This window comes from Prevotella dentasini JCM 15908, from assembly GCF_000614065.1.
Taxonomy (GTDB): Bacteria; Bacteroidota; Bacteroidia; order Bacteroidales; family Bacteroidaceae; genus Prevotella; species Prevotella dentasini.
Genome location: NZ_BAKG01000029.1, coordinates 1 through 10,828 on the forward strand (window position 1 = coordinate 1; position 10,828 = coordinate 10,828).

7 protein-coding genes and 2 pseudogenes are annotated in these 10,828 nt (G+C 52.7%); 6 read left to right on the plus strand and 3 right to left on the minus strand.

Annotation, left to right across the window (positions count from 1 at the left end; all coding sequences use genetic code 11):
* The first annotated feature begins 1,198 nt into the window (after positions 1-1,198).
* The 6 genes and pseudogenes from JCM15908_RS10935 to JCM15908_RS13900 all read left to right on the plus strand — a co-directional run.
* Positions 1,199-3,772: a choice-of-anchor J domain-containing protein gene (locus JCM15908_RS10935; RefSeq protein WP_025003351.1), complete on the plus strand. Its 2,574-nt coding sequence runs from the start codon at positions 1,199-1,201 to the stop codon at positions 3,770-3,772.
* Positions 3,766-4,113 (plus strand): hypothetical protein, encoded by a 348-nt coding sequence (locus tag JCM15908_RS10940; protein ID WP_025003352.1) that lies wholly within the window; start codon positions 3,766-3,768, stop codon positions 4,111-4,113. The genes JCM15908_RS10935 and JCM15908_RS10940 overlap by 7 nt, the downstream gene beginning before the upstream one ends.
* A 462-nt stretch (positions 4,114-4,575) precedes the next feature.
* Positions 4,576-5,462 (plus strand): annotated as a pseudogene (gene fabD, locus JCM15908_RS13885) (ACP S-malonyltransferase).
* Between the two features lie 109 nt (positions 5,463-5,571).
* Positions 5,572-7,737 (plus strand): alpha-amylase family glycosyl hydrolase, encoded by a 2,166-nt coding sequence (locus JCM15908_RS13890; protein WP_025003353.1) that lies wholly within the window; start codon positions 5,572-5,574, stop codon positions 7,735-7,737.
* Complete coding sequence (locus JCM15908_RS13895) at positions 7,683-8,120, plus strand: hypothetical protein (RefSeq protein ID WP_025003354.1); 438 nt, start codon at positions 7,683-7,685, stop codon at positions 8,118-8,120. Before JCM15908_RS13890 ends, JCM15908_RS13895 begins: the two co-directional genes overlap by 55 nt.
* A 430-nt stretch (positions 8,121-8,550) precedes the next feature.
* Positions 8,551-8,951, plus strand: a pseudogene (locus JCM15908_RS13900) (HU family DNA-binding protein); the annotation flags it as partial.
* 176 nt (positions 8,952-9,127) lie between these two features.
* Here JCM15908_RS13900 and rplT read toward each other — a convergent pair.
* The 3 genes from rplT to infC form a co-directional block, all read right to left on the minus strand.
* Complete coding sequence (rplT, locus tag JCM15908_RS10965; protein ID WP_025003355.1) at positions 9,128-9,472, minus strand: 50S ribosomal protein L20; 345 nt, start codon at positions 9,470-9,472, stop codon at positions 9,128-9,130.
* 38 nt (positions 9,473-9,510) lie between these two features.
* Positions 9,511-9,708 (minus strand): 50S ribosomal protein L35, encoded by a 198-nt coding sequence (gene rpmI / locus JCM15908_RS10970; RefSeq protein WP_025003356.1) that lies wholly within the window; start codon positions 9,706-9,708, stop codon positions 9,511-9,513.
* 112 nt (positions 9,709-9,820) lie between these two features.
* Entirely contained in the window at positions 9,821-10,516 is a 696-nt protein-coding gene (infC, locus tag JCM15908_RS10975; protein WP_025003357.1) for a translation initiation factor IF-3, read from the minus strand.
* Between the last annotated feature and the right edge of the window lie 312 nt (positions 10,517-10,828).

Here is a 10,828-nt window from a genome sequence, read left to right on the forward strand (position 1 = left end):
TATAAATTTTCCGCTAACCGCTTCCCTGTAAATTTCTAAGCGTGTATAAATTTTCCGTTAACCGCTTCCCTGTAAATTTCTAAGCGTGTATAAATTTTCCGCTAACCGCTTCCCTGTAATTTTCTAAGCGTATATAAATTTCCCGCTAACCGCAAGCGGTTTCCGCCTGTCAGTTTCAGGCTTTCTTTCCGCTTGCAGAGACTGCTTTTCTCTATTATTTTCTGATGTTTTATGGTTACAATCTCATCTATGTTGGACAGATGCCCTTCGTTTGTTTCTGTTTATCGGACAGACACGGGGTCTGTCCCTACACCGTGGCTGCGTCTCGTTGTCTTTTGGGATTCGGGAAGAGACACACCAATCTGTAGGGACAGGCCCCTTGCCTGTCCGCCCTGCTCTGTTCCAGTCCGTTTCCGTGCTGCTGCGTGTGTGCTGTTTTTTGTTTGTCGGACAGACACGGGGCCTGTCCCTACACCGTGGCTGCGTGTCGTTGTCTTTTGGGATTCGGGAAGATACATGCCAATCTGTAGGGACAGGCCCCGTGCCTGTCCGCCCTGCCCTGTCCGCTTCCTCTGCCGCGTGTGCTGTTTTCTGCCTGTCCGAGCAAATGAGGCTGACAACCGAGGTCCTATGTCCCTATAATAATGTTTTCGTAAAGCGAAAGTACCGTTTTGACAAGGCGAAAGCGGCACTTTCGGTGAATGAAAATGCTGCTTTCGCTAAATGAATTTGCGTGTCGGAATATGGCGTGCAGGGAGGCTTCCGGCGGCAAGGATTATCCCTGCGGGGCAGGAATTTGGAATGAACAGATAGAAAATTTGCATATTTAAATGCTTTGTATTATATTTGCAGGCTATAAGAAACGATATTATAAGCAAAATGAATGTGTGGCGGCAGAGCCGGAAACTGGGACAACCTATGATATGCTTCCCAAAAGCCGCGGCACACGGGACTCTTTGATTTGTTGGAGAAACATTCCCCCGGCGGTGTCCGTCAGCCGTAGACGAGCCTGATTTCATCCTACCTGAGTTGGCGAAGAACGGATGAAACCCTCTCCTTTGTGTGGCAGATATGCGTCGGGAGTCGTGATTTCTTCCCGGGTCATCGTACTAATATACTTCACTATTAGGTGATTGATAACAAACAGTTAATTAAGTAACAAACAATTTCTAATTATTTGAAAAGCAACTTGAGATTTATGAGAAAGAAAATTACAAGAGAATTGCGACGGGCCGGTACGGTACTTGCATTCCTGACCGCAGGCGTCGTGGCGGCACAGGCGCAGGAGATGCTCCTCTCGGAATCGTTCGACACTGCGGACGGCCTGAAAAACTTCATCGTCTTGGACAACAACAAGGACGATGTTACATGGAACTGGATAGAGAACGAGAAGAACGTCGCCGTATATGCCGGAGAAAAAGGCAACGACGACTGGCTGCTCACTCCGGCCTTACATCTGAAGGCCAACTACATCTATACGCTTTCGTTCCGTGCAAAACGCTACTATGCGAGCTATGTGGAGGAGTATTCGGTGCATTTGGGAGAGGGTGACGACCCTACTGCCTACAAGCTGCTCAAGAATATGCCATCGCCTGACGTGGAATCCAAGCTCCAGCAAATGCAAATTAAGCCCGACAAGGACATGACTGCCCGGATAGGATTTCACTGCACTTCCAAGCATGGCTCCGCTATCTATCTTGATGACATCTCCGTCGACCAAGGAAGCCTTGCAGCTGCGCCCGATTCGGTATACAACCTCAGGATAACCCCTTACCCGAAAGGAAAACTGAATACCACCATCAAGTTTAATTGTCCACAGCAGACCATCGGGGGGAGCACCCTGACCTCGCTAAGCAAGATTGCTGTATATTGTGGTGAACGGGAAGTTGCCATCATCGACAATCCTGTGCCCGGAAAGGAACTTACCGTTGAAGACACAAGCGCGGACGGCATCGTGAACGGGTTCAATACCTATAGGGTCATTGCCTACAATGCCGAAGGTATGGGATGCGCTGCCACCAAGCAGGTATGGGTAGGGTTTGATGTCCCTGCCAATCCTGCAAACGTCAAGATTGTGGATGCCGGCGACCATCTTTCTCTCACGTGGGATATACCTGAAATGGGAGAACATGGCGGCTACGTCGATGCAACGAAGTGTGTCAATGAGATTTTCAGACTAAGGGACGACGTGCAAAGCTACAAGTCAAAATATGAGGGAACGAGCATTGACATTCCGATAGATTCCGACAAGGGCCATCAGGGCTGGGAATGTTGGGGCGTTAGCACGACCAACGAGTACGGTACCTGCAATAGTATGGGATTCTCCAACTACATTCCCACTGGCGAGTCCTACAAGCTGCCGTTCAACGACCCGATGGCCGGTGGCCTGAAATACGATTCTTGGTGGTCGCTTCATCGCGGAAAAGGCAATTCCGGCTTCGAATTCACCGATAATCCTTCCTACAATGATGACCGCGGAGCATTTGTCGCACAGATTCCCGATAAGAATGGCGAGTCCTACCTGATGTCGGGAAAAATCGACATTCGCAACGCCAAGAAGCCCAAGCTCTACTTCCATTACTATGGTATTCCGGGACAGGACGCAAAGCTGCTTGTTGAGATAGACAAGGCCATGAACGAAACCGTTGTCATGAAAACCATTGACTTCAGTGAGAATGTGGAGATGGACTGGCAAAGGGCGGAAATAGACCTGTCGGGAATAGGAGATTCGCGATACATTGTCGTGAAGTTCCATGTCCTCCCCGGCGATTTCTGTATTGTAGGCATCGACAATGTCGTTGTCATGGACGAGCTTGACATTAACCTCGGAGCAGAAATCTCCGCGCCTAAGAGCATTATGGCAGGCGAGCAGGGAAACATCGGTGTTACCATCATGAATACGGGAAGCAAGAGCGTGGAGAAATACACCACGAAGCTCTACGTCAATGGCGAATTGCAGGAGTCGCGTGCCAGCAGCCACCCTCTCAAGTCAATGGAGAGTGCCGTTGAGACGTTTGCTTACAAGATGCCTATCAATGCAGGCGAAACGGTAACGGCATACGCTGTCGTGGAGACAGAAGGCGACGAGAACAGGGACAACGACAAGACCGGCGAGTGCGTCATCAATGTGCTGAAGCCCGATTGTCCTACTCCTGCTGGTCTTGCGGCAACTGCTGTTGACGGGGCCAATGTCCTCACGTGGAATAGCCCGGTACTCCCGGAACCAGAAGAGACAACCGAAGATTTCGAGACCTACGACATGCTCACTGCCAATTTCGGAGAGTGGGACATATTCGACGGCGACAAGGGAGTAACCTATTGGTTCGACAATATTCCTTGGGACGGTGCCAATAAGCCATACGCATGGCTCGTCATTAATCCTTACGACATGAACATCGACGTGGAAAATTCGCCGCAGATTACACCTCATTCAGGAAACCAGTTTGCAGGAAACTTCTCGGCAGGCTCCGACTATACCGCCATAGGGCACAACGACGACTGGCTTATCTCGCCCATCCTTCCCCGCATTGCACAGAAAGTGTCCTTCTATGCTGCACAGCTTACCAGTGAGTATGGCATTGATCAGCTGGTGGTTCTCTACTCGGCTACGGGCAGAAATATAGAGTCGTTCATCCCTGTTGATACCATACAGATTTCGGCCGTGCTACAGGCAAGGGCGAGGGATGGCAGAAGGTTGAGGTCTCGTTGCCAGAGAACAGCAAGTACTTTGCCATTCGCAACATCTCGAAGGATACTTATCTCTGCATGGTAGACGACATTTCCTTTACGAAAGGATTTGGCGAGAAGATTACGGGCTACAATGTCTACCGCGACGGCAAGTTCGTAGGCCGCACGGAAGGTAACGTTACCACCTACAAGGATACTCCCGAGAATGGACTGGAGCACGACTACAACGTTACCGCCCTGTACGGCTCGCTGGAGTCGCTCTTCTCCAATACCGCATCGGTTACGACGGGCATAGAGGAGATTGTCTCCGCCGATATGCCGCTTGTTATCTATACCGTAAACGGTGTCCGCGTGAACACTTCCGACCTGAAGTCGCTGCCGAAGGGCATCTACATCGTTAACGGAAAGAAGATGGTGGTAAGATAATCCTTCCCATACTCCCACATAGCCTTGTGGGAATGGAACAATAATAAAGTCCGAAGGTATATTCAATATCTTCGGGCTTTTTTCGTGTTTGCATGAAGCAAGGCAGCGGAAGCGGACAGGCACAGGGCCTGTCCCTACATGCTGCTTGCTCTTCGCCTACAATTCTGACAGAACGGACAGAAAACAGATTTCATGCCCCGGACCTCCCGTGTATGGCAAGCGGAATGTAGGGACAGACCGCGTGTCTGTCCTATACGCAGAATACAACATACGTACGCAGCGACGTAAGCGGACAGGCACGGGGCCTGTCCCTACGGGTTGGTGTGGCTCTCCCGTCTCTTCCCGAATCGTCCCCAAATATAACGAAACGCAGCTATTTTCCCTCTTTGTTTCTTCCCCGTCTCTCTTTTTTTACTTACCTTTGCAGCCTAAAGTATTATCAATTAATTATTTAAGGTAAATATGAAAGCATTTGTTTTCCCCGGACAGGGTTCACAATTCGTAGGCATGGGCAAGGACCTCTACGAAAGCAACGCACTGGCAAAAGAACTTTTCGATAAGGCCGATGAGATTCTCGGCTTCAAGATTACAGATATTATGTTTGCAGGCACCGATGAGCAACTGAAGGAAACCAAGGTTACTCAGCCTGCCGTCTTCCTCCACAGTGTCATCTCGGCACTCTGCTTGGGCGACGAATTTCAGCCGGCCATGGTTGCCGGACACTCTTTGGGTGAGTTTTCCGCACTCGTAGCCGCCGGTGCATTGAGCTTTGAGGACGGCCTGAAGCTTGTAGCTGCACGTGCGAACGCCATGCAGAAGGCCTGCGAGCAGAACCCGGGGACAATGGCTGCCATTATCGGCCTGCCAGACGAGAAGGTCGTAGAGATTTGCGACAGCGTTTCCAAGGGCGGAAAGGTTGTGGTGGCTGCCAACTTCAACTGCCCGGGACAGCTGGTTATCTCCGGCTCCAAGGAGGGCATCGACGAGGCCTGCGAACTGCTGAAGGCCGCCGGTGCAAAGCGTGCATTGCCACTGAAGGTGGGCGGTGCTTTCCACTCTCCGCTGATGCAGCCTGCCAAGGACGAGCTTCAGGCCGCCATAGAGGCTACTGCTTTCAATGTTCCAAGTGCCCGGTCTATCAGAATGTAGACGCAAAGGCTCACACCGATGCTGCCGAAATAAAGAATAACCTCATAGCACAGCTCACTTCGAGCGTCCGCTGGACGGAAAGCGCGCAGAATATGATTGCCGACGGTGCCGACGAGTTCATAGAGTGTGGTCCGGGCAAGGCCTTGCAAGGTATGCTCGGCCGTATCGACAAGACGGTCAATGCACACGGTGTAGAGTAAAAGGCCCTCTCGTCCTCCCGACGGGGGAGACGTTTGCTGCTCTTTTAGGCAATTACGGAAACACATCCCTCCAGCTCTCCTTTTCCGGGGAGCTGGAGGGGACTTTTATATGAAGAATAAATTAGTTATCTATCAGGTTTTCACCCGCACCTTCGGCAACCGGAATCTGACGAGAAAAGAGAACGGGACGAAAGACGAGAACGGAGTAGGGAAGATGGAAGACTTCAGTGCAGCGGTGCTGAAGCGTATCCACGACCTCGGCACGACACATCTGTGGTACACGGGCGTCATCCGCCATGCCACACAGACCGATTACTCCGCCTTCGGTATTCCACGCCAGAATCCGCGCGTGGTGAAGGGGAAGGCCGGTTCGCCCTACGCCATTACCGACTACTACGACATAGACCCGGACATTGCCGTCAATGTAGACGGGCGGATGGCGGAGTTTGAAGCCTTGGTGGGGCGTACCCATAAGGCTGGCATGAAGGTTATCATCGACTTCGTCCCCAACCATGTGGCGCGCCAGTATCACAGCATTGTCAGGCCAGAAGGAGTAGAAGACCTTGGCGAGGGCGACGACACGGGCAGGCATTTCGATGCGGCGAACAATTTCTACTATTGTCCCGGCGAGCAGCTCGACCTCTCCTCGATTCCCGTTGACGGTGATGCGGCACGGGCAGAGGAATACATGGAATATCCTGCCCGGTGTACGGGCAACGACCGCTTCGACGCCCATCCGCAGCAGAACGACTGGTACGAGACTATCAAGCTGAACTATGGGGTTGACTACTGCGATGCCGGAGGGCAGAGCCACCACTTCAGCCCCATACCGCCGACATGGAAGAAGATGACCGACATTCTTCTCTTCTGGGCATCCAAGGGCATCGACGGCTTCCGATGCGACATGGCCGAGATGGTGCCGCACGAGTTTTGGGCGTATGCCACGGGCATCGTAAGGGAGATGTACCCCTCAGTCATCTTTATCGGCGAGGTGTACAATCCTACGCTCTATCGTCTTTTCATCCGTTCGGGGTTCGACTATCTGTACGATAAGGTGCGGATGTACGACTGTGTGCGCGGCGTGATGTGCGGACAGCGTTCGGCAGCCGCCATTACGCGCGAGTGGCAGCAGGTGGACGACATACTGGAGCATACGCTTTATTTCCTTGAGAATCACGACGAACAACGCGTGGCGTCAGACTTCTTTGCAGGCAAGGCCGAACGCGGTGTGCCGGGAATGATAGTCTCGGCCCTGTTTCATCGCAACCCCGTGATGGTATATGCTGGTCAGGAGTTCGGGGAACGGGGAATGGACAAGGAGGGCTTCTCGGGCTGCGACGGCCGTTCTACCATCTTCGACTATTGGACGACCGACGCTGTCTACAAAGGCTACTTCGACCGCCAGAAGCTGACTGCCGGACAGCGAAGGCTGGAAACCGCCTATAAGACCATCCTGCGGCTCTGCAACGGCGAGAAGGCCGTGCGCGAGGGCCAGTCGTTCGACCTGATGTACGTCAATCCGCAGAGCGAGAACTTCAACCAGCACCGCATCTTTGCTTTCCTGCGCAAGGCGGACGACACGGTGCTGCTCATAGCCGCCAACTTCTCCGACGATGATTTGGCTGCGGACATCGTCCTGCCGGCCCATGCGTTCGACTTCCTTCAGATAGCCGAGAGCGAAGTGGAAATGACCGACCTGCTCACGTCCGCACGACTCCGGGCGCGGCTTCGGAAGGACGGCAGCATACGGATGACCATTCCTGCCAATGGTGGCAGAATATATAAATTCAACACGAAGATGGCAACAGAAGACTATGTGCTCAACGAGCACAACAAGGAAGAGTTTCCGCCGGCCCATACGGCAGAGCATCTGCTCAATCAGCTGATGATTAGGATGTTCGGAACGGAGCGGAGCAAAAACGCGCACATAGAGCGCAAGAAGAGCAAAATCTCCTACGTGCTCGACCACAAGCCCGGCCGCAAGGAGGAGAAGGCGATAGAAGACGAGATGAACCGTCTCATTGCCGAGGATATGCCCGTAACCTACGAGTTTGTCGACCGCGGCCATCTGCCCGAAGGCATCAGCCTCGACAAGCTGCCCGAGGATGCCTCCGAGACCATCCGCCTTGTACGCATAGGCGACTACGACGTCTGCCCGTGCATCGGCAGGCATGTCCGTTCTACCGCGCAGATAGGCCGTTTCGAGATGCTCGGAACCAATTGGGACGAAGAGAAACATTCGTTCCGCATAAGATTCAAGGTCGTTCCGGCATAGCTGTCCGGGCCGTCAGCGGTGGCAAGCGGCTAGGAGATGATGATACCGCGTATGACAATCTTATCATCGACGGTGCAACCGTGAAGGCAAAAGGCACGGAAGGTTCTATCGCGGGATTATATGAAATTACGCTGAATAACTGCGAGCTGACCGCACCGTCTGGCGCGACCATAAAGGGCGGCAGCGTGATGCTGAACGGCAGCGTATGTACCGAGCAGGTGGTGATAACATCTACCGCAAGCGGCATAGCGCGCGCGACGGCTGACGTGCCTGCCAAGAAGCAGGGCACGTACAACCTGCAGGGCGTGCGCATGGCAGACGGCATGGGCAGGTTGCCCGCAGGCGTCTATGTCGTTGGCGGCAAGAAGGTGGTGAAGAAATAGCCCACCGTCCGCCGCATGTGCCTGTATCGGTTTCGGGCAGTCGCGCGAGGCGGTTTATTGCAGGCGCATGGTGATGCGGACAGGCACGGGGCCTGTCCCTACAAATAGGATATGTCTTGCGAACAATCAGCGTGTAGGGACAGACCGCGTGTCTGTCCGATGCCGCAGGGCCAAGGGGCAGGCGCAGCCATGCGAGGCGATGCTGAACACCTCTCTAATTCCCTTGAAATGAGGTGCTTATGAAGGTTTGAAGCGCGCCTTTTCATGCGACGGGAAAACATCAGAAACAACGCCTTTTGTACCCCACGAGTGGGGTGCGATTGTATACCACGAGTGGGGTACAAAGATACCCCACGAGTGCCCTGCAAAGATACCCCACGAGTGGGGTACAAAAGGCACTATTTAATAATAATTTTTAACACCTAAAGCTATGATTGAATTCGAGGTAAAATCAAGGAAAATGAATCTCGGCAAGCGTAAGGGACAAACTGTATTCTACGCTTCGCCCAAGGCAAAACAGCGAGTAACTAACAAGATGGTCATTGACCGCATCGTACGCGAGACTTCGCTCTCGGCCGGCGACGTGTCGAACGCCATGATTTCGCTCGGTGCAATAGTGCGCGACGCCCTTCTGATGGGTGCGAGCTTGATTTGGCAGAGCTTGGCTCGTTCCGCGTCATCGCTCCGCCCACGATGATGGACAAGGAGATAGACGTAACGGCAGAGACGCTCAAGACCCCCAAGATAGTCTTCACGCCCAAGTCGCAGATGCGCGATGCTGCCAAGAGCGTGGAGCTGAGTGTGGATAATCCTGAGCGCAGGAAGAAGAAGGGGGGGAGTCGCAGCAGGGCGGCGAGATGGTGCTTCCGTAGGTATCGGCACCACCCCGGAAAGGTGAGCGGCATTGCCCCGGTCGGGGCTGCCGGGCCTTGTATAGGAAGAGGGCTGTCTTTCTCTGGAGAAAGACAGCCCTCTTGTATTATTTCTCTCTTGGCGGAGGATTGCGTTTACTTTACCTTGTCGACGATGGCCTTGAAGGCGTCGGGGTTGTTGACGGCGAGGTCTGCAAGCACCTTGCGGTTGATTTCGATTCCTGCCTTGTGCAGTGCGCCCATCAGCTGGCTGTAGCTCATTTCGTAGAGGCGTGCAGCAGCGTTGATGCGCTGAATCCACAGGGCGCGGAAGGTGCGCTTCTTGTTGCGACGGTCGCGGTATGCGTAGGTAAGACCTTTCTCGTATGTGTTCTTGGCTACGGTCCAGACGTTCTTGCGTGCACCATAGTAGCCCTTGGTCTTCTTCAGGATTCTTGTTCTCTTTGCTTTGGAAGCAACATGATTGACTGATCTTGGCATAGTTTTCTTTTCCTTTTAATTGTTAGACAAAAGATGGATTAACGCAGAATCAGCAGGTCGCGTACCTGCTTCATGTTGCTGTGGTCAACAAGAGTCTGATGAACGAGGTTTCTCTTCTGCTTCTTGGTCTTCTTGGTCAGAATGTGACTGTGGTAAGCGTGATGACGCTTAATCTTACCAGTCCCGGTGAATGTGAATCTCTTCTTTGCACCGGAATTTGTCTTTTGCTTTGGCATTTTTGTAAATTTTTAATTTGTTATTTATATTCATCTGTGGCAACGTATATACCGGACGTTACGCACAGGCACCCCGGTGGAGGGCTTCCTTGCGGAAGCGTTTCGGGGCTTTTTAGTCATTGTCGCCTTTCAGCTTGTTCAGCGCGTCGGCACCGTTCTTGGCGTTGGCAAAGAGTCCGTTGCCGTTATTGTCTTCGGAGGCTTCGGGCTGCCCGGCCTTGGCGTTGTCGCGGCCTTCGCTTTCTGCCTCTTCGCGGTCGCGGCGCTGCTGGCTTTTTTTGGTTATGCCTGCCTTTTTCGGCGCGAGATAGAGGAACATCTTCTTGCCTTCGAGCTTGGGCAGCTGCTCTACCTTTGCAAGCTCTTCCAAGTCGTTGGCAAAGCGGAGGAGGAGAACCTCGCCCTGCTCCTTGAAGAGGATGGAACGGCCGCGGAAGAATACGTATGCACGTACCTTGTTGCCCTCGTTGAGGAACTCCTGCGCGTGCTTGAGCTTGAACTGATAGTCGTGCTCGTCGGTCTGCGGCCCGAAGCGTATTTCTTTCACTTCCTGCTTCACCTGCTTCTGCTTCATCTCCTTCTGATGCTTCTTCTGCTGGTAGAGGAATTTGGAATAGTCAATGAGACGGCAAACTGGTGGCTGTGCATTGGGAGATATCTCCACGAGGTCGACGCCCTGCTTGTGGGCCATGTCCAAGGCTTTGCGAGTGGGCATTACTTCTGCACCGTCTTCGCCTACCACACGAACTTCCCGAACGCGAATCTGCTCATTCACGCGGTACTTCATTTTCATTTTGTCATTCTTCATTCAACTATTTTAATTGTCTAATTTTGCTAAACGGCTGCAAAGTTACTATTTTTCAAGTGATTAACCAAGAGTTTCCATGACTTTTTTGCAACCATTTTCGGAAGGATACCGAGTTGGATGCAATGGCAGGCCGGGAGCCTCCGGCCGCTTGTCTGCCTGTGCAGTATTTGCGGTATGCGTGCCCTCTAAGGGAGCGCGCGCACGGCTATAATGCTTTGAAGATGTTGGCCCGGAATCATCTTCCCCTTCGCCAAGGGAGTTCGTAAAAATGATATACGCATGTAGTCCTGAATCTGCAATGCAGATTCAGGA